Here is a 19,976-nt window from a genome sequence, read left to right as displayed (position 1 = left end):
TCTAGCGCCGGGCCCGAATCCGGGAAAACGAATTCGGGGGGTGGGCGGCACCCATGAGGTACCGCCCACCCCCGAATCACGGGAAACCGCTTGCTACAAGCCGTTGTTCAGGAAGTCGATCACCGAACGCTCGAACGCGTCCTTGCGCTCCACCATGACCCAGTGGCCGCAGCGGGCGAAGGTGCGCAGGTCCGCGTTGGGGATCTGCCGGGCCGCGAAGAGCGAGCCCTCCACCGGGGTGACCCGGTCGTCACGGCCCCACAGGATCAGCACTTCCTGCTTGATTCCCTTGAGCCGCGCCCACAGCGGAACCGGCTCGGCCAGCTTCGGGTTGTAGAAGGTGGCGTAGGCGTCGCGCAGGGCGGCCTGGCCCTTCGGGTCGGCGGCGGCCTTCAGGCGCTTGGCGACGAGTTCCTCGGTGAGGGTGGCCGGGTTCGAGACCATGGCCCGCAGGAAGCCCATGGCCTTCTCGTCGCTGGGGTTCGTATTGAACTCCATGAGCCGGTTGATGCCCTCGGACGGTTCGGGTCCGAGGATGTTCACCCCGACCCCGCCGGGGGCCATCAGCACCACGCGGTCCACGCGGCCCGGATGCTCGAGCGCGAGCAGGGTCGCGACCGTGCCGCCCATGGAATTGCCGAGCACGTGCGCCTTCTCCAGGCCCAGCTCGTCGAGCAGGCCGATCACCGCGTCGGCGGCGATGCGCAGGTAGTTGCGCTCGTACACCTCCGGGCGACCGCTCTCGCCGAAGCCCGGCTGATCCAGGATCAGGCAGCGGAAGTGCTGGGCCAGCACCGGCAGGTTCTCACCGAAGTTGGCCCAGCCGGAGACACCCGCGCCGGAGCCGTGCAGCAGCACCAGCGCCGGGCCCTCACCGGCCTCGTGATAGCGGAGCTTGTGACCGTCGACGGTCACCCACTTGGTGGTGCTCTCCGCGCTGAGGGTCATCAGAGCATCCGATCCGCGACCTCGAGGCCCATGGCGCCCTTGCCGTACATGGCCAGCGCGCGCTCCACGTCGTTGATCACGTGCACGCTGCCCGCGTGGGCGTCGCGCCAGTTGCGCTCGATGATGTTGGGCTGGCGGATGGCGTGGCCGCCGGAGTTCTTGAACAGCAGGTCGATCGCCTCGAGCGCGCGCTCGGTGCCGCGCACCTGGTCGCGGCGGGTGGCCAGCCGCAGCTCGAACGGGATCTCCTCACCGGCCTGCGCGTAGCGCAGCTGCTCGGACATGTTGCGCTCCATCTGGAGCACCGCGGCGTCGATTTCCGAAGCGGCGCGGGCGATCCGGACGTGGGCGAAGGGATCCTCGGAGACCTTCTGGCCGCCGTAGGACAGCCGCACGCGCTCGCGCTGACGCTCGATGTGCGCGTCGTAGGCGCCCTGCGCCGCGCCGATGATCGGGGCGGTGATGGTGTTGGAGAACAGCGCGCCGAACGAGATCTTGTACAGCGGGTTGGTGTTCACCGCCTGGCCGGGGCCGATCAGGTTGGCCTGATCCGCGGCCGAGTAGGCGCGATAGGCCGGGACGAAGGCCTGCTCGATGACGATGTCGTTGGAGCCGGTGCCCGCCAGGCCCGACACGTTCCAGGTGTCCTCGATGCGGTAGTCGGTGCGCGGCACCAGGACCGTGTAGTAGTCCATGCCGGTCGCGGTCGGCACCAGTGCGCCCAGGAACACCCACTGGCCGTGGTCGCAGCCGGAGGAGAACTGCCAGCGGCCCGACAGCTCGTAGCCGCCGTCGACGACGGTCAGCTTGCCGGTCGGCGCGTAGGAGGAGGACACCAGGGTGTCGGGGTTCTCGGCCCACACGTCCTGCTGCGCCTGGTCCTCGAACAGGGCCAGCTGCCACGGGTGCGCGCCCAGCACCGAGGACACCCACGCGGTGGACGGGCACACGGTGCCGATCGCGCGGATCACCTCGTAGAAGGCGACCGGGGACTCCTCCATGCCGCCGAAGCGGGCCGGCTGCAGCATGCGGAACACACCGGCCTCGGTGAGCTCGGCGATGCTGGCGTCGGGCACCCGCCGCTGCTCTTCGGCCTGAACCGCGCGTTCCCGGATCGCGGGCAGCAGATCGCGGACCCGATCGAGCACCTTGTTAGTCATGCGGGCGTTCCTCCTCGTGCAGAGTTTCCTGCCATCGAAGTTATGGCCAACACACTGTTTCGAACCGAAATAGTCCCGATCATCGGAACATCGGTTCCGGAGACAAGAGTAGTGCCGGGCCCCGCCGTGAGCAGGGGCCCGGCGGACACTCGGGGCAGGAGCCCCACCGGATCTATTTGTGGGCGTACTCCCAGGTGATGTCCTCGTCGAGGGCCTTGCGGATGGCGGCGTCGAGGTCGGGGTTCCAATCGGTCGGCTGGGCGACGGCGACCCAGCCGTCGAGGACCAGGTCGCCGTAGCGGTGGCCGTGGCCCGAGGGCACGCCCTGGGCGTTGGCGAGGTCGGCGCTGATCTGCCAGAAGGTGACGATGGGCCACCAGCGGATGGATTTGGAGACATTCTTGCCGCGTGGTTCCTTCAGCCAATCCGGTTGGGTGAACAGCAGATCCGGCGACCACCACACGATGGGGTCGGAGGCGTGTTGCAGGTAGACCACGCGCGGGTCGATCCACTGGCGGTCGGGGCGGGCGAGATCCGGTGCGGTGGCGGCGAAGCGGACGATGAGGCCGTCGGCGTAGATCGGCAGGATCTCCGGCGTCCCCACGTCGCGGCGCTGCTCGATCTGGCTCCAGATGCGATTCGAGTTGGGCGGGCCCACCCACAGCACGCCGTCCACCAGGCTGCGGATGTCGTCGAGTCCGGAGAACGCGCCCTCGGAGCCCTGCGAGCCCAGGCTCTCGCCGTAGACCAGCAGTTTCGGCCGGCGCTCCGGGGGCAGCTGGGCCCACCGCTCGTGGACGGCGTGGATGACCAGCCGCCCGGACTCGGTCGCCTTCTCGCGGTCGGACAGGAACGACAGCACGCTCGGCAGGTACGAGTACTGGGTGGCGGCGATGGCGCTGTCGCCGCCGTACATGTACTCGATCGAGGAGGCGGTGGTGGAGTCCACCCAGCCGGTGCCGGTGGTGGTCACCACGACCAGCACCTTGCGGTCGAAGGCGTGGGTGCGGTCGAGTTCGCGCACCACCAGGGCGGCGATGTCCTCGGGCTCCGGCGCCGAGTCCAGGCCCGCGTACACCCGAATCGGTTCGCGCGCGGGCTTTCCCGTGACCTGGGCGATCCGCCAAGCGGCCGGCGCGGTGGCCACGAACCAGCGGCCCTCCGAACCGAGGGTGTCCCATCCGGCCAGAGACTGTGGGCTGCCGGACCTTTCGGGCAGCTGCGGCTGGACGGCGCTCTCCGAGGTCTTGCCATTGCGCAGGCTGAACGCCGAATTGGCCGTGGCGAAGAAGGCTTTCGCCAGTACGCCCTGGAACAGCAGCACCGCCAGCACACCCACCACGACGACCGCGCCGGGGTAGGCGAGGCCGCGCGGAATGTGCCAGTCGATATTGAGCAACCGCACGATCAGCCGGATCAGCCACCGGACCACGCGGTACGCGGCGATCACCAGGGCGAGGGTGGCCGCGGCCACCAGTTCGGCGCGCAGGTAGCTCGACGTGGTGGTCGGTTCCATCCCCATCAGCGTTTCGAGGTCGCGCTGCCAGCGGGCCGACCGGGCCAGCACCAGCGCGGCGCCGACGATGGTGCCGACCAGGATCACGACTTTGCCGACGGCCCTGGTGGTTTCGCTCGGATTCCACAGTTTGGCCAGGCCCTCGGCGGAGTCGGGCAGCCGCGGCTGCACCCACTTCGCGAACGCCCACGCCAGCACACAGCCCACGCCGTAGCCGATGGCCGCGCTGATCCCGCAGACCAGGCCCTCGAACAGCCAGGTCCGGGGCAGCAGGGAGGGCGACACCGCCCACAGGAAGAAGATCCACGCCACGATCAGCCCGGGATAGTTCGGGTTGATCGCGCGCTCCACGCGGGCGATGAGCGCCCACACACGGGACGGGAACGATCGGGTGTCCGGCTGCGCGTCGTCAGCGGGCTTCTCGTCAGCGGGCTTGTCGTCAGCGGGCTTGTCGAGGTCCTGACCGTGGGCCGTCATGTCTCCGAGTCTGGTCGCCCGGACTCGCCCGGACGGCAGCGACACGCGCGGACGGAACCGGCGCCGCCGGACGCCGGGGGCTCAAGCCGGTGTCCGGCGGCGCCGGGTATCCGAGATTCCCTCATCGGGTAATGAGGGTGCGCCTCATCGGGAACAACGAGGCGGCCACGAACCGCAGGGAGGTTCGCGGTGGACGACGCATCCCCCCGCGCTGTCCGCCCACGTCTGGCGACAGTAAGGCGTTCCGTTAGCAAAGTGAAACAGCTATTCCTTGGTGATTGACAAGCGGCACTTGTCAATCAGAGGTGAGCGGGCAGGGTGCGATCCTCGAAATCGGGCCGTTCGAGCAGCTCGACCAGTTCCGGACGCGCGGCCCGGACCTCCCGTGCGATCTCGACGAACGAACGCACCAGCGGGGATTCGTGTTCCGCGGGCCAGGCGACGGTTACCTCGTTGCGCGGGGCATCGACGATCGGCAGCAACCGGACCCGCGGAAACGGCATCCAGCGCGCCGACGCGACGGTCAGCACCACGCCGACGCCCGCCGACACCTTGTGCAGCTCCTCCAGCAGCGATTTCGACCGCGACACCACCGGCGCGGGATGCCCGCCGCGGTGATCGTGCAACTCCCAGAACGCATTCCACACCGGATCGTCGTTGTCCGCGCCGAGCAGCGGCTGGTCCAGCAGGTCCCGCACCCGCACCTCGGGCAGTTCGGTCAGCGGATGCCCGGCGGGCACCAGCGCCACCAGCGGCTCGGAGAACAGCGGCTCGACGCGAATTCCGTCCGCGCGGAACGGAAGTCGCGCGAAGGCCACGTCCACGCTGCCGTCGGCCAGTCCGGCGGCGGGCTCCTCGTAGGTGAACTGCCGCATATCGACGGTCACGTCCGGATGCCGTTCCCGGAAAGCCGCCAGGATCGGCTCGGTGAGCGTCAGCGCCGCGCCCTCGAGGAACCCGAGCACCAGCCGGTCGGACTCGCGCCGCTGCGCCACCCGCGCCTGTTCGACGGCCAGGCCCAAGGTGGTCAGCGCGCTGCGGACCCCCTCGAGCAGCGCCTCGCCCGCCGCGGTGAGCTCCACACTGCGCGTGGTCCGGATGAAGAGCACCAGGTCCAGGGCCTGCTCCAACTGCTTGATCTGCGCACTCAACCCCTGCTGCGCCACGTGCAGCCGCTGCGCGGCCCGCGTGAAACTCAGGTCCTCCGCCACCGCGACGAAATACCGCAACTGCCGCGAGTGCACATCCATAGCGAGCGAGTCTAGAACCAATCCGCGTGCCCGATCCCGGCTCTCGGCAATCAACTGGACCACCGACCATTTCCGTCGGGCCGAAGCGCCGGGCGGCGGACGGGTCAGGCGCGGCGGGCCGCGGCGGTGCCGGCGCGCCGGCCGAAGAAGGTGCCGTCGCCGAGGGAGGTTCCGGAGATGTAGCCGAAACCGTGCAGGCCATTGGCGGCCCGGCCCGCGGCGTAGAGACCCGCGATCGGCTTGCCGTCGTGGTCGAGCACGTGCCCGTCGAGATCGGTGTGCAGCCCGCCCAGGGTGAACACCGAGGCGCCGGTGCCGCGCCGGTCACCGGCCTCCGACGGCGGGCGGACCCCGGCCTTCACGTCGATGGCGGCCAGCGGCGGGGTGAGTTCCCGCAGCCAGCGCGCGTACTTGTGGTGATCGAGATCCGCGCCCTGCCGGGCGAATTCGTTGTAGCGGCCGATGGCGGTGGTCAGCGACCCCGCGGGCAGACCCGTGAGTTCCTCGAGCTCCTCGGGCGTCTCGGCGACGTGGGTGGGCCGCACACCCCAGCGCTGGGGCTCGGGGACGTCCTCGAAGCCCTCCTCGTCGACGATGACCCACACCGCGGTGTCGTCGCCCGCCCAGCTGCCGCCCATGTTCTGGCGGTAGAGCGCGTGCTGGCCGATCCGGCCCGGATAGGTGTCCTCGTTGACGAAGCGGCGACCCAGCGCGTTGACCACCATGCCGCGCACGGCCAGCCCCGGGATCAGCGACATGCCGACCTGCCCGGCCGACATGTGTCGCACGGCCGCGCCCAGCGCCTGGGCCATCCGGATGCCGGAGCCGTCGTCGGTGCCCGCGCTGACCTTGGTGTGGCCGAGCAGCTGCGGCGCGTGGGCGGCGAGCATGGCGTCGTTGTCGACGAAACCTCCGGTGGTGAGCACGATTCCGCGCCGGGCGCGAATGGTGATCTCGTCGCCGTAGCGACGCGCGACCGCGCCCACCACGACGCCGTCCTCGTCGACGATCAGCGTGCTGACATAGGTGTCGAATCGAGTGGTGGCCCCGGCGGCCTCGGCCGCGGCGGCCAGGCATTCCATGAGCAGCTTGCCGCCGAAGTCGTTGGCGGTGGGCCGGTGCCCCCGCGGGGCGGGGTGAGCCAGTTCGGTGAAGGGCCAGCTGTTCTCACCCAGCCACATCAGGCCGTCATCGGTGGGCGGCACCCAGGTGGGGGCGTTCCACATGGTCGGCTTGAACGGCACGCCGCGGTCGACCAGCCAGTGGAAGTGCTCGACGCTGCCCGCGCAGTACTCGTCGATCTTGGCGGTGTCCGCGCCCGCGCCGAGCGCGGCCTTCAGGAACGCGGCCATGGCCTCGGGGGTGTCGTCGAAGCCGCAGGCCACCTGGATCGGGGTGCCGCCGCCGAGGTAGATCTCGCCGCCGGAATTGGCCGACGCGCCGCCCGGACCGCCCGCCCGGTCCACGATCAGCACCTGCGCGCCCGCGTGCGCGGCCTCGAAGGCCGCCGCAGCGCCGGCCGCGCCGTAGCCGACGATCAGCACATCGGTCTCGATGTCGTAGGGGCCCACCTCGCCGGCCGCCCGCGGCGTGACCGAATTCCGCACTGTCATGCCTCGACGGTGCCCGCTCCGACCGCCATTCCTTAGCGGTCCATCTTGCTGACCGATTCACCGATCCCGTTCAACGGGACTGCGACCCGTCACACCCTCGTGCAATAGGGATGGTGTGTGAACGGCGTCACTGTGGTTGGGGACGCCTGCACGAGGAGGAGAGTCAATGCGGATTCTGGTCACCGGAGTCACCGAGCCGAGCGGCCGCGCCGTCGCGCGCATGCTGCTGGCCGCCGGCCACGAGGTATCCGGTCTGGACCGGCAGCGGCACCGCTACGTGGACCCGCGGGTCGAGGTGACCGTCGGCGACCTGTCCGACGCGCAGGTGTGCGCGCGGGCCGCGGCCGGGGCCGACGCGATCGTGCACCTGGCGGGCCCGGCGATCGCGGCGATCGCGAAGGCGGCCCAGGAATCCGGCGCGCGCCTCGTGGTTCCCGTTGCGGCGGGCGCTGATTCGAGCGTCGAGAAGATCGTGGCCGGCTCCGGCGCCGACGCGCTCATCGTGCGCACCGCGCTGGTGGCGGGCCGCCGTGTCGATCACGGCGGCTGGCGCACCCTGGAGAGCCTGACCAGCGGCGGCAAGGGCAGCGTGCAGGTGCTGCACTACGACGACCTGGAGCGCTTCCTGGTGCTGGCGGCGCTGTCGCAGCGCGGCGGCGTGGTCGAGCTGGCCGCGCCCGGCGAGGTGTCCAGCACCGAGGTCAAGCGCATCCTGTCCGAGGCGGGCGTGAAATACGGTGCGTGGCTGCCGAAGTCGTCGGCGACCCAGACCAAGGTCGACGCGAGCGCGGCCCGCGAGCAGTGGGGCTTCCGCTGCGGCTGGAACGCCACCGAGGTCATCGCCGACACCGCGCGCGGCCTGCACGGCCGCAAGAGCGGCGGCTCCGGCTTCCGCAGCCGCCGCGGCGCCATCCCGCTGCCGACCCACGTGGTGCCGCAGAACGCCCCGACCTCCGACGGCTACCAGCTGACTTCCGCCGCCCCCGAGGGACTGCAGGGCGAGTTCGACGATCTGGTCGACGACCGCATCCCGGTCTACACCGCCACCAACACCTCCGAGGCGCTGCCCGGCCCGCTCACCCCGCTCACCATCGACCTGCAGGCCGGGGCCATCCGCCTGGGCAACGAGGCGATGGGCCACATGATCGCCATCGAGGGGATCGCGCTCGAGCACTGGGTGTCCCGCGTGACCAGCGTGCTCGGCCACCACATGTACATCAACGCCTCCATCGGCGTCTTCTCCGCCGAGAACATGCCCGGCTGGGACGAGGAGAGCGTGCGCCGCGACGTCTACGGCACCATCGGCGACCTCGAGCTGCACCCCAAGGGCCGTCCCGCCATGCCGACCGGTATGGCTGCCCGCGCGGGCACCTTCAAGGCCATGGGCCGGGTCGCCTCGACCGCCCTGCAGTACAGCAAGACCGCCGAACTGATCAATGCCGCCTCGCACGCCGAAGCGCTGAACCGCGACCAGATCTCCGAGCTCACCGACGAGCAGCTGCACGCCCGCGCCCTGCTCTGGCGCGACCGCCTCAACCAGGCGTGGCAGGCGGCCTCCATCGGCGTCATGATGACCGGCGCGGCCACCGCCGCCCACAAGGGCGAGGTCAAGATCGACCTGAACCGCCTGGAGTCGGCCAAGACCATGCTGGCCGTGGAGCGGCTGGCGGCCCTGTGCCGCAAGGACGCCGGACTGCAGGCGCTGGCCAAGACCGGTGACGTGGGCGCGGCCCGCGAGAAGTCGCCGGAGTTCTCCAAGGCCCTGGACCAGGAGCTGGCCAAGATCGGCCACCGCGGTCCGGGCGAGTGCGAGCTCATCAACAGCACCTTCGGCGACCGTCCCGAACTGCTGGTCACCGCCGCCGGGCGGGCCGCGGAAATGCCCGCGCCGCACCGGGAGCCGGTGCCCGAGCCGACCAGCCGCACCGCCAAGATGGCCGTCGGCGCGACCGTCTACCGCGAGCGCGCCCGCGACGCCGTCGTGCGGGTCACCAACTGCCTGCGCCTGGCCACCCAGGAGCGCGCCGCGCGCCTGGTGAAGGCGGGCAAGCTCACCGAGATCGAGGACTCGGTGTTCCTGAACCTGGACGAGATCCTGTGGGCCCCGGCCGATCTGAAGGAGCGGGTGGCGCGCCGCCGGGACGAGCGCACCCGCTTCCAGGCCCTCCGCATGCCCGACGTGGTCAACGGCCCGTGGGAGCCGGAGGAGATCTCCGGCGCGATCGCGGTGGGCGAGACCATCACCGGTCTCGGCGTGAGCCCGGGCGTGGTGGAGGGCACCGTCAAGCGCGTGCTGACCCTCGACGACGACATCGAGCCGGGCGACATCCTGGTCGCCTCGGTGACCGACACCGGCCACACCGCCATGTTCGCCTACGCGGGCGCGGTGGTCACCGATATCGGCGGCGCGGCCTCGCACGCCGCCATCGTGGCCCGTGAGTTCGGCGTCCCCTGTGTGGTGGACGCCAAGACCGCCAGCACCGGCCTGCAGGACGGCCAGCGCGTCCGGGTGGACGGCGCGGCCGGGACCATCACGTTGCTGGCCGACGCCGAATAGGCGCGGCCCGCAACCGAACCGCCTCGGGCGCGCCGCGCTCGCGTCCGAGGCCGGTCGGTCCACTACGCAAACCAACCAGTCTCCTTCTTGCGCATCTATGCCCGGACCGGGGCATACCCCACGACCCGGTCCGTGATCGAAAGGAATACCCCCAGTGACGATCTCGCGCGCCGTACGCGGCACCCTGACCGGCGTAGCCGCAGCGCTCATCGCCATCACCCCGGTCGCCGTCACCCCCGCGGTGGCCGCGCCGGTGCCGGTGCTGCAGACCCCCAAGGGCGTCTCACTGAACCTGGCGACCGCGCCGAACGCCCGTGACCTGAGCGGCATCCCGCTCGGCGGCGGCGCGAAGACGAAGGTGGGCTCGGTCTACCGCTCCGACGCCCTGAACAAGCTGAGCGCCGGCGAGCAGCAGCAGCTGGTGTCGGCGGGCATCGCCGAGATCATCGACTTCCGCAGCCCGATCGAGCGCTCGCAGAACCCGGACAAGCTACCGGCCTCCATCCCGGCCAAGTCGCTGCCGGTCTACGACCCGAACAACGACTTCTACCTGTTCTTCGCCAAGGCCGTTCAGGGCGGCCCCGAGGTCCAGCAGCAGCTGCTCGGCGACGGCAAGGGCCGTCAGTACATGATCGACTACTACAAGTGGCTGGTCACCGACGCCACCTCGCGTGGTCAGTTCTCGGCCGCGCTGAAGGAGATCGCCAACGCCAACGGCCCGGTGCTGTTCCACTGCACCGCCGGTAAGGACCGCACCGGCTGGATGTCGGCCATCCTGCTGACCGCCCTGGGCGCGAACAAGGGCCAGGTCTACAACGACTACCTGGACTCCAACGACAACCTGGCCGCCGCCAACAAGGCCACCCTCGACGGCCTGGTCCACGCCGGCCTGGTCACGGACCCGTCGCTGTTCGAGCCGGTCCTCGGCGTCGACCGCGCCTTCCTCGACTCCGCCTTCGACGCGGTCCAGGCCAACTTCGGTTCCTTCGACAACTTCCTGTCGCAGGGCCTGGGCGTCGACGCCGCGACCGTCGCGACCCTGAAGTCGAAGCTGGCCTAGCAGTATCCTCCGCAATGCCGACGCCGGGTGTGGGACGGCGTCGGCATTCGCATGTCCGCCCCATGTCCGCTTCCCACAGTCGACCTACATGCGAAAATACGCATGGTGCACGAGATCTGGCAGCTGGACGGGCGGCGCACCCGCTCGGTGAGCGCGGAGAACCCGACCGGTGAGCCCGGTGGGGGCGGGCGAGCCATCTCCGGGACCGGCGCGTTCGCGGCGGCGGGGCTGGGGCGGGGCTGGAAGGTCTCGCCGTCCATCGACCTGCGGCCCGGCGAAACCGCCACGCTCGCCGACCTTTCCGGGCCCGGCGTGATCCGGCACCTGTGGCTCACCACCGATCGCGCGCTGCTGCGCGATTTCACGCTCCAGATGTACTGGGACGACGCACCGGAACCGGCCGTCGCGGTGCCGCTGGGCGACTTCTTCTGCAACGGCTGGGATCAGCTGGCACTCGTCGACTCCGCCATGATCGTGGTCGCGCCCGCGGGCGGTCTGAACAGCTACTGGCCCATGCCGTTCCACTCCCGTGCGCTGATCACCCTGCACAACGGGTCCGAACAGGCCACGCCCGTGTACTACCAGATCACCTATCTGGAAGAGGACTTACCGGGCGCCGCCGGGTATCTGCACACCCGGTGGCGCTGCTCCGATCCGCTGGGCACGCCCGCGGAACATCCGATCATCGAGATCGACGGCGGCCCCGGCCGGTATGCCGGAACGTATCTGGCTCTGCAGCCGCGCGCGACCGGCTGGTGGGGCGAGGGCGAGCTCAAGTTCTATCTCGACGACGACACCGAATTCCCCACCCTCTGCGGCACCGGGACCGAGGACTATTTCGGCGGGGCCTGGAATTTCGACCTGGACGGCGCATATCGCCCCTACTCCACCGCCTATCTGGGCATGCCGCAGGTGCTGCCGCCGCATCGAATCTACGAGCCGCACCAGCGATTCGGCATGTACCGCTGGCACATTCCCGACCCCATCTGTTTCGAGTCCGGGTTGCGCGCCACCGTGCAGGCGCTGGGCTGGCGCGAAGACGGCCACTACCTACCGCTGGACCGAGCCCATGTGGCATCCACCGCCTTCTGGTATCAATCGCTCCCTTGATCCCCCCGCATCTGCCGTAACGATTGTGGGACAGCAGAAAGAATGCGATTGCTATTGCGTAAAACGCGTCGGGCGCGTGGCACGCGGGTGCATGGTATTGCTATGCGCGCCTTAGTCGTCGAGAAGCCCGGACAGTTCTCGGTCGAATCGGTGCCGGATCCGCTACCCGGCACCGGTGAGGTCGTGATCCGGGTGGACGCTGTCGGGATATGCGGGACGGATATCCATATCGTCGAGGGCGAATTCCCGCCCACCCCCTATCCCATCGTGCCCGGACACGAATTCGCCGGGGAAGTGGTGGCGCTCGGCGCGGACGCGGCCGGGGTGCGGATCGGCGATCGGGTGGCGGTGGATCCGTCGTTGTTCTGCGGCCGCTGCCACTATTGCGCGATCGGGCGCGGGAATCTGTGCGAGAACTGGGGCGCCATCGGCGACACCGTGGACGGCGCCATGGCCGAGTACGTGAAAGTGCCCGCCGCCAACTGTTATCGGCTGCCCGGGCACGTGTCGCCCGCGCACGGCGCGCTGGTGGAACCGCTCTCGTGCGCGGTGCACGGATTCGACGGGCTGCCACGGCGGCTCGGCTCGCACTACCTGATCTACGGAGCGGGCACCATGGGGCTGCTCATGCAGCAACTGGCCGCGGCGGCGGGCGCGGCCTCGGTGTCGATGGTGGACATCAATGCCGACCGGCTGGCCGTCGCCCGCACCCTGGGCGCGGACGCGGCCGGCGTGTCGGCCGACGACATGGATCGGCCCGAGGGCTGGGAGATCGTGATCGATTGCAGCGGAACGGTGGCCGCGATCGAGGACGGGCTCGCGCGGGTACGGCGCGGCGGCACCTATCTGCAGTTCGGGGTGGCCCCGGCGGCGGCGCGGGCCAGCGTCTCGCCGTTCCGGATCTACAACGACGAGATCACCATCGTCGGATCCATGGCGGTATTGCACAGTTTCGGCCGGGCGGTGGACCTGCTCGGCGAGGGCGTGATCGACGCGGACACCGTGATCACCCATGATTTCGCCCTCGAGGAATTCGGCGATGCCCTGCGGACCTTCCGCGCGGGCACCGGACGCAAGATCCAGCTGCATCCCGGACGGGCGGCACGATAGAGGGTGGTGGCCAATGGCGGTCGTTGCCGGAGTGGATTCCTCCACTCAGTCCTGCAAGATCGTGGTGTGCGACGCCGACACCGGAACGGTGTTGCGGCAGCGCCAGATTCCGCACCACGACGGCACCGAGGTGCCGCCGGCCATGTGGTGGGAGGCGCTGCGCGCGGCCTGTGACCGCATGATGCGCGATGTCGAGGCCATCGCGGTGGCCGGGCAGCAGCACGGGCTGGTGGCGCTCGACGCCGCCGGGCATCCGGTGCGGGACGCGCTGCTGTGGAACGACACTCGCTCGGCGGAGGCGGCCAGTCAGCTGGTGGGCGAGCTGGGCGGGCCGCAGGCGTGGGCGGACGCGGTGGGCAGTGTGCCGCTGGCCGCGCACACCGTGGCCAAGCTGCGCTGGTTCGCCGACCACGAACCCGAACTGGCCGACCGGACGGTCCGGGTGCTGCTCCCCCACGACTACCTGACCTGGCGGCTGCGCGGCGGCGATCCGGCGACCGAGCCCACCACCGATCGCGGCGACGCCTCCGGCACCGGGTACTGGTCCCCGGCCGCCGGCGCCTACCGGACCGACCTGCTGGCCATGGCCTTCCGCGGCCGCAGTCCCGCATTGCCCCGGGTGCTCGCGCCCGCCGAGATCGCCGGGCACACGCCGGGCGGGCGGCTGGTGGCCGCGGGCACCGGCGACAACGCGGCCGCGGCGCTCGGATTGGGCATCGCGGACGGGGACGTGGTGGTGTCGCTGGGCACCAGCGGGACCGTGTTCACCCGGGCCGCGTCGCCCAGCGCCGATCCCTCCGGGGCGGTCAACGGATTCGCCGACGCCACCGGCGCGTTCCTGCCGCTGGTCTGCACGCTCAATGCCGCCCGGGTCCTGGACGCGACGGCGGTCCTGCTCGGCACCGACGTGTCCGGGCTGGAAGTGCTGGCCGCGCAATCCCCCGCGGGCGCGGACGGTCTCACGCTGCTGCCCTATATCGCGGGCGAGCGCACCCCGAATCTGCCGCACGCCACCGGCAGCCTGCACGGCCTGCGTCCGCACACCATGCGGCCGCACCACCTGGCCCGCGCCGCCATCGAGGGCATGCTCTGCAATATCGCCGAGGCCCTGGACCGCCTGCCGACGGTCCCGAACCGAATCCTGTTGATCGGCGGCGCATCCCGCTCCCGCCTCATCGCGCACGCGGCCGCGACCATCTTCGGCCGCACCGTCACGGTCCCCAACCCGAGCGAGTACGTCGCCCTGGGCGCCGCCCGCCAAGCCACCTGGGCGCTGCGCGGCGGTCCCCGCCCACCCCGCTGGCCCACCCCGCCGGGCACCGAATTCCACACCCTGGCAGCGGGAGTCGGCGCCGCCATCCGCCAGCGCTATACCGAGATCAGAGACGCGTACTACCCGTAGACGACCGGTCCGTCCGACAGGTAGTCATCCCATGTCTTGTGCCGCGTGATGTAGTTCCGGATGGCGTCACGGGCGATCTCCTGTTTGGATCGCCCTTCCATCGCCGCCTGCGCACCCAGCGCAGCTTCTTCGTCCTCGCTGAGCCGCAAAGTCCATGCCACCGCGAATTCATATCACCCCGGTGTCACCGTGTCTGCCGAACGACCGTCCAGTTGGCAACCATCACATGACGAACAGGTAGCCGAGGCCCGGGATACCTACCGGCTATTGCGCTCACGGCGAGTTCAACCATCGTCAGCACCGGTCGCTGAGTCGTAGCTTCACGCGGTATGACGACCGAGCTGAGCACCCCTTTGAACGATATCGTCGAGGCGACCGGCCGCGCGGTGGCCGCGGACCCCGCCCAGGCCACCGTGGTCTTCCGCGCCGCGGGCACGCCGGAGGGCACCGTGGGCAGCGCGATCGCGCTGGGCCGGTATACGGTTCAGGTGGACGAGCCGCCCGCGCTGGGCGGCGAGGGATCCGCGCCCAACCCGGTGGAGGTGTATCTGGCCTCGCTGATCTCCTGCCAGGTGGTGACCTACCGATTCTGGGCCCAGCGCCTCGGCGTCACCATCGACGACCTGGCCATCGAAGCCGAGGGTGATCTCGACGTGCGCGGCTTCTTCGGACTCGACGACACGGTGCGCCCGGGATTCCAGGCGGTGCGCGTCACGGTGCGGGTCAGCGGCCCGGAATCGGCCGAACGCTACGCCGAACTGCAACGCGCCGTCGACGAGCACTGCCCCGTCCTGGACCTCACCACCGGCCGCACCCCGGTCGAGACCACCCTCATCGCCCAGTAACCACAACCCATCCACCGGAGGCCCCCGATGACCGACGCCGCCCTGCCCGAAGACCCCACCGCCACCTGGAGTTTCGAGACCAAGCAGATCCACGCGGGGCAGGCGCCCGACGCCGCGACCGGCGCGCGCGCCCTGCCGATCTACCAGACCACCTCCTACGCGTTCCGCGACACCGACCACGCCGCCGCGCTGTTCGGGCTCGCCGAGCCGGGCAATATCTACACCCGCATCATGAACCCCACCCAGGACGCGGTGGAACAGCGCATCGCCGCGCTCGAGGGTGGCGTGGCGGCGCTGCTGCTGGCCTCGGGGCAGGCGGCGGAGACCTTCGCGATCCTGAACCTGGCGGGGGCCGGGGATCACATCGTGTCGAGCCCGCGGCTGTACGGCGGCACCTACAACCTGTTCCGGTACACCCTGCCGAAGCTGGGCATCGAGGTGAGCTTCGTCGAGGATCCGGACGATCTCGAGCAGTGGCGGGCGGCGATCCGGCCGAACACCAAGGCGTTCTTCGGCGAGACGGTGTCCAATCCGCAGAACCACCTTCTCGACATCCCCGGGATCGCGGAGGTCGCGCACGGGTCGGGGATTCCGCTCATCGTCGACAACACCGTCGCCACCCCGTACCTCATCCAGCCGTTCGCGCACGGCGCGGACATCGTCGTGCACTCGGCGACCAAGTATCTGGGCGGGCACGGTGCGGCCGTCGCGGGCGTGATCGTGGACGGCGGCACCTTCGACTGGCGCGGTGGACGATTCGCGGGCTTCACCGAACCGGATCCCAGCTACCACGGCGTCGTCTACGCCGACCTCGGCGCGCCCGCCTACGCGCTCAAGGCGCGGGTGCAGCTGCTGCGCGATCTGGGTTCGGCGATCTCGCCGTTCAACGCCTTCCTCATCAGCCAGGGGCTGGAGACGCTGAGCCTGCGCCTCGAGCGGCACGTGGCCAATGCGACCGCGGTGGCCGAGTTCCTCACCGGACGTCCCGAAGTCACGGCCGTCTCCTACGCGGGCCTGCCCTCCTCGCCGTGGTACGAGCGCGGAAAGCAGCTGGCTCCCAAGGGTGTCGGCGCGATCATCGGGTTCGAGCTGGCGGGCGGCGTGGACGCGGGCAAGCGTTTCGTGGACGCCCTCACCCTGCACAGCCATGTCGCCAATATCGGTGACGTGCGCTCGCTGGTCATCCACCCGGCCTCGACCACGCATTCGCAGCTGACCCCGGAGCAGCAGCTGGCGGCGGGTGTCACGCCGGGCCTGATCCGCCTGGCCGTCGGAATCGAGGGCATCGACGACATCCTCGCCGATCTGCGCGCCGGATTCGCCGCGACCGCCTAGCCGATCAGAAGCGGTCGAGCGGCCGGATCCGCGGGGACACAGCCGAATTCACCTGCAGGGCGATGATCAGGCCGATGCTGAGATAGGTGTTGATCGGGCACAAAGCCACCGCCGCCGCGTACAGGAATTGCACGATTCCGATGCGGCGGCGGATGGCCGTCAGGTCCTCGGGGGCGGCGTCGGCGGTGAGCAGGCCGGCGCGGCGGGCGTAGCGCAGGGCGGCGAGCTGCGCGAGTCCCAGGTACAGCAGATCGGCCCAGTAGACCAGCAGCGCCAGGCGCGATTGCGGGAACGCGGCCAGCAGGGCGGTCGCGAAGGGCACCATGCAGACGCCGAACAGGAACATCAGATGGATCCAGGTCAGCGTGCGGTCCGCACGATCCATCAGGCCGAGCTGGGTCTGCTGGCCGATCCAGAACATGCCCAGGGTGAGGAAACCCAGGAAGCAGATGAGGAATTGGGGGCCGACGTGGGTGAGGGCGTGCCAGACCGGCTCCTCGTCGGCGGCCGCGCCGGAGGTCCACAGGGCGCGCTGACGCCAGGTCTCGCTCGCGGGGACGTGCAGTTCCAGCACGAGCAAAGTCATTGCCACAGCGAAGATTCCGTCGCTGAGCGCGCCCAGCCGACCCAGGTCCTGTGCCGCGATGCGGTGATATCTGGCCATCCGCCCCACCTCCGTGTCGGACCCTAGCCGAGATCAGGGCGCGGCGCGGTGTTGCTCCCGGGCGAGGAAGTGAGCGGTGGCTTTCGTTGTCTCGTACAGGGATCGGTAGTGGCGGTAGTACGGGCCGTAGTGCGCGGTGGTGTCGGGATCCGGTTCGATCGTGCCGATGATCGGATTCCAGGCCGAGGTGTCCAGGCCCAGGGCCTCGGCGGCGAGCAGCGCGTCGCCGAGGGCCGCGCCGACGGTGTCGGCCGGAAGCTGTTGCGGCAGACCGGTGATGTCGGAGACGATGCGGGTCCACAGGCCCCCCTTGGTGCCGCCGCCGACCGCGACCAGGCGGGTCGCGGCGGCGCCGGCCGCGGCCATCGCCTCCAGATTGTGGCGGACCCCGTAGCCGATGCCCTCCAGGACGGCGCGGTAGAGGTCGGCGCGCTGGTGGGTGAGGGTGAGGCCCGCGATCAGGCCGCGGGCGTCCGGGTCGAACAGCGGGGTGCGTTCGCCCGCGAAGTAGGGCAGCACCAGCAGGCCGCGGGAGCCCGGCGGGACATGGGCCGCCTCGTCGAGCAGTTCGGCGAAGTCGCTGCCGGTGAGGGCCCGCAGCCAGTCGGTGACCGCGCCGGAGGTCGCCATCCCGGCGGCGGAGGTGTAGGTGCCGGGCCAGGTTCCGCAGGTGGTCCACAGCCCCGGCTGCGGACGCGGGTCGGCGAGCACCTGGGTGAGGAACATGGTGGTGCCGTACATGATCATGCAGTCGCCGGGGGCGCGGACACCGATCCCGGCCGCCTCGGCCCAGGCGTCGATGGTGCCGGTGGTGACCGGAAGCCCCACGGGCAGCCCGGTCGCGGCCGCCGCCTCGGGGGTGACGCGGCCGACAATCTCGGTGGGCCAGGCCAATTCGGGCAGACGCAGGCCGGGGGCGACCGATTCGGCCCAGTCGGTGGCCCAGTCGCGGGCCATCAGGTCGTACATGGGGACGCACTGGCTGGCGGACTGGTGGTCGAGGACGTAGCGGCCGGTCAGGCGGTACACGAGAAACGAGCCGGCCATCAACAGCATCCGGGTGGCGGACCACACCCGCGGCTCGTGCCGGATGAGCCAGCGCAGTTTCGGGCCGACGGCCTGACTGGTGAGCGGCGACCCGCACCGCTCCAGCACGGTCAGCGGCCCCAATTCCGCGTCCAGCTCCTCGATTTCGACGCCCGCGCGGGTGTCGACCCCGTACAGGATGGCGGGCCGCAGCGGACGGCCGTCCGCGTCGGCGGGCAGCAGGCACGGGCCGATGCCGCTCACCGCGAGCGCCTCGATGGGTTCGCCGTCCGCGGCCGCCACCAGGTCGCGGGCGATGCCCACGAAGTCGGCCCACCACACCGTCTCCGCGTCGTGCTCCACCCAGCCCGGCCGGGGCGTCGACACCCGGTGCGGTCGTTCGGCGCGCGCGGCGACCACGCCGTCCCGGTCGGTGAGGACGCCCTTGGATCCGGAGGTGCCGATATCGATGCCGAGGAGCATGTCAGCCCGCCCGGGTGAATTCGTCGAGGGTGACGCCCAGCAGCTCGCAGGCCGCGCGCACGGTGGCGCGCTGATCACCGGGGACGGCGTGAATGTGGTTGGCGCCGAAGCGGGAGAGGAAGTCCCCGGCGTCGGCGTCCAGGCGGGCGAAGGCGTGCGGCCACTCCCAGGTGGACTGCTTCATCAATGATTCGTTGGTGGCGTCGTCGTAGGTCTCGAACGCGCCGAGCATGAGTTGCATGCGGTAGTCGCCGTCGCGGCGGGTGAGGCGGGCGAAGGTCATCTCGCCCGGCGCGGCCAGGTGGTGTACCGACGCGCCGCCCGCCGGGAAGAAGAACACCTCCGGGTACAGGTGCACCCGGGCCAGGTTCTCGGCCGGGTCGTCACTGCGGGCCGCGTACCAGGTGGCGTGCTGGCCGGAATTGCACAGATCCCAGATGTCGCGGTCGGCGTGATAGTGGCGGACGTCGGCGAAGAGCACCGGGGTGCCGGAGATCTGCTTGAGCAGCTGCATGGTGAGCGCGCCGTCCATATCGGCCTCGGTGGCGCAGACGTGCGGCTGTTTGGGCCCGTTCCAGTCATAGGGGTCGTTGAGGAAGGCCTCGGTGATGTCCATGGTGGCGAAGGACTGGGTCAGTTCCGGCTGGCCCTTGATACCGGAGAAGTCCAGCCGCCATTCCGCGATCAGGTCCCGCACCGCCAGGTACGAGCGCAGCTGCCGCTCCAGCAGGTCCGGCGTCAGTTTGACCCCGTCGTAGTGCACCCCGGCGGCATTGCGCTCCAGCCATTCTCGCGCCGCCCGCGCCTCGCCGGCGTCGGCCTGGTCGGCGCGGCGCACGATCTCCCACTGGTCGATCTCCTCCACGTCGATCCCGAACACCCGCTGCCATTGATCGGTATTGGCCACCGCCGTGTTCATCCCCATGGGCCGCCCGCCGAACCGCCCGAAGGTGCTGCCGCGCAAGCCCGCGACCGCCGCCGCGGCCCGCGCCCGCACCCCGATCGCCGCGATCAGCTCCGGATCGGCCGGGTCGCCCCACAGCCGGGCGTGCTCGCGCCCGATCTGATCGAGGGCCCCGCCCGCGGCCAGCATCCCCACCATGCCCGGCTGCACCGGGTCGATGTTCGACAACAGCAGCAGCGGCCCCCGCAGCGCGCCCGCCGCCAGCATGGTGAAGTGCGGGAACGCCCACACCGCGTAGTGCAGCACGGTCAGATCCACCCCGGCGGCCTCCACCCGCCGGGCGACCTCGACCGCCCGGTCATTGCTCGCGACCGGTTCCCGGCCTCGAATCACGGTGTGTCCGGCCGCGGTCAGCTCTGCCACCAGCCGATCTTCCGTCGTCTTGATGAATCCGACGATGCCGCCGTGCACATAATCGCGGCCGTCGGAAAGACTGATCACGCCGATTCGGGCCAT

At 70.4% G+C, this 19,976-nt stretch carries 16 protein-coding genes; 7 read left to right on the top strand and 9 right to left on the bottom strand.

From position 1 onward, the window contains the following. Positions 1–93: 93 nt before the first annotated feature. The 5 genes from ACFYTS_RS04275 to ACFYTS_RS04255 form a co-directional block, all read right to left on the bottom strand. Positions 94–948 (bottom strand): alpha/beta fold hydrolase, encoded by an 855-nt coding sequence (locus ACFYTS_RS04275; RefSeq protein WP_387301253.1) that lies wholly within the window; start codon positions 946–948, stop codon positions 94–96. After that, positions 948–2,108 carry a 3-hydroxy-9,10-secoandrosta-1,3,5(10)-triene-9,17-dione monooxygenase oxygenase subunit gene (gene hsaA, locus ACFYTS_RS04270; RefSeq protein WP_357279664.1) on the bottom strand — a complete coding sequence of 387 codons (1,161 nt, stop codon included), beginning with the start codon at positions 2,106–2,108 and terminating at the stop codon, positions 948–950. The genes ACFYTS_RS04275 and hsaA overlap by 1 nt, the downstream gene beginning before the upstream one ends. 172 nt (positions 2,109–2,280) lie before the next feature. Continuing rightward, on the bottom strand, positions 2,281–4,101 hold the full coding sequence (locus tag ACFYTS_RS04265; RefSeq protein ID WP_387301251.1) for an alpha/beta hydrolase: 1,821 nt from the start codon (positions 4,099–4,101) through the stop codon (positions 2,281–2,283). Positions 4,102–4,400: 299 nt separating this feature from the next. Continuing rightward, positions 4,401–5,351 carry a LysR substrate-binding domain-containing protein gene (locus tag ACFYTS_RS04260; RefSeq protein WP_357279668.1) on the bottom strand — a complete coding sequence of 317 codons (951 nt, stop codon included), beginning with the start codon at positions 5,349–5,351 and terminating at the stop codon, positions 4,401–4,403. Positions 5,352–5,455: 104 nt separating this feature from the next. Then, positions 5,456–6,964: an FAD-dependent oxidoreductase gene (locus tag ACFYTS_RS04255; protein ID WP_387301249.1), complete on the bottom strand. Its 1,509-nt coding sequence runs from the start codon at positions 6,962–6,964 to the stop codon at positions 5,456–5,458. A 166-nt stretch (positions 6,965–7,130) separates the two neighbouring features. On the opposite strand from ACFYTS_RS04255, the gene ACFYTS_RS04250 reads away from it, so the two are divergent. The 5 genes from ACFYTS_RS04250 (at position 7,131) to xylB (ending at position 14,203) form a co-directional block, all read left to right on the top strand. After that, positions 7,131–9,521 carry a PEP-utilizing enzyme gene (locus ACFYTS_RS04250; protein ID WP_387301247.1) on the top strand — a complete coding sequence of 797 codons (2,391 nt, stop codon included), beginning with the start codon at positions 7,131–7,133 and terminating at the stop codon, positions 9,519–9,521. A 154-nt stretch (positions 9,522–9,675) separates the two neighbouring features. Beyond that, positions 9,676–10,581, top strand: coding sequence for a tyrosine-protein phosphatase (locus ACFYTS_RS04245; protein ID WP_387301245.1), 906 nt, complete (start codon positions 9,676–9,678; stop codon positions 10,579–10,581). Positions 10,582–10,683: 102 nt separating this feature from the next. Further along, complete coding sequence (locus ACFYTS_RS04240; RefSeq protein WP_387301243.1) at positions 10,684–11,691, top strand: glycoside hydrolase family 172 protein; 1,008 nt, start codon at positions 10,684–10,686, stop codon at positions 11,689–11,691. A gap of 102 nt (positions 11,692–11,793) precedes the next feature. Further along, on the top strand, positions 11,794–12,801 hold the full coding sequence (locus ACFYTS_RS04235) for a zinc-dependent alcohol dehydrogenase family protein (RefSeq protein WP_357279679.1): 1,008 nt from the start codon (positions 11,794–11,796) through the stop codon (positions 12,799–12,801). Between the two features lie 13 nt (positions 12,802–12,814). Next, a complete protein-coding gene (xylB, locus tag ACFYTS_RS04230) occupies positions 12,815–14,203 on the top strand; it encodes a xylulokinase (RefSeq protein WP_387301241.1) in 1,389 nt (462 codons plus the stop codon). Here the strand turns inward: xylB and ACFYTS_RS04225 are convergent. After that, positions 14,194–14,364: a CopG family transcriptional regulator gene (locus ACFYTS_RS04225; protein WP_357279684.1), complete on the bottom strand. Its 171-nt coding sequence runs from the start codon at positions 14,362–14,364 to the stop codon at positions 14,194–14,196. The two genes, xylB and ACFYTS_RS04225, sit on opposite strands and share 10 nt — an antisense overlap. 168 nt (positions 14,365–14,532) lie before the next feature. On the opposite strand from ACFYTS_RS04225, the gene ACFYTS_RS04220 reads away from it, so the two are divergent. Then, positions 14,533–15,048, top strand: a complete 516-nt coding sequence (locus ACFYTS_RS04220; protein WP_387301239.1) for an OsmC family protein — start codon at positions 14,533–14,535, stop codon at positions 15,046–15,048. 27 nt (positions 15,049–15,075) lie between these two features. Next, the gene (locus ACFYTS_RS04215; protein ID WP_357279688.1) at positions 15,076–16,383 is read left to right on the top strand and encodes a bifunctional o-acetylhomoserine/o-acetylserine sulfhydrylase; all 1,308 of its coding nucleotides are present in this window, start codon (positions 15,076–15,078) and stop codon (positions 16,381–16,383) included. A gap of 4 nt (positions 16,384–16,387) precedes the next feature. Here ACFYTS_RS04215 and ACFYTS_RS04210 read toward each other — a convergent pair whose 3' ends face one another. The 3 genes from ACFYTS_RS04210 to ACFYTS_RS04200 are packed head-to-tail and all read right to left on the bottom strand — an operon-like array spanning position 16,388 to position 19,976. Beyond that, the gene (locus ACFYTS_RS04210) at positions 16,388–17,047 is read right to left on the bottom strand and encodes a TMEM175 family protein (RefSeq protein WP_387301237.1); all 660 of its coding nucleotides are present in this window, start codon (positions 17,045–17,047) and stop codon (positions 16,388–16,390) included. A gap of 33 nt (positions 17,048–17,080) precedes the next feature. Beyond that, the gene (locus tag ACFYTS_RS04205) at positions 17,081–18,556 is read right to left on the bottom strand and encodes an FGGY-family carbohydrate kinase (protein ID WP_387301235.1); all 1,476 of its coding nucleotides are present in this window, start codon (positions 18,554–18,556) and stop codon (positions 17,081–17,083) included. A gap of 1 nt (position 18,557) precedes the next feature. Then, the gene (locus tag ACFYTS_RS04200; protein WP_357279695.1) at positions 18,558–19,976 is read right to left on the bottom strand and encodes an L-fucose/L-arabinose isomerase family protein; all 1,419 of its coding nucleotides are present in this window, start codon (positions 19,974–19,976) and stop codon (positions 18,558–18,560) included.

Source organism: Nocardia sp. NPDC004151 (genome assembly GCF_042874235.1).
GTDB lineage: Bacteria > Actinomycetota > Actinomycetes > Mycobacteriales > Mycobacteriaceae > Nocardia.
This window is presented reverse-complemented; position numbering and strand designations above follow the sequence as displayed.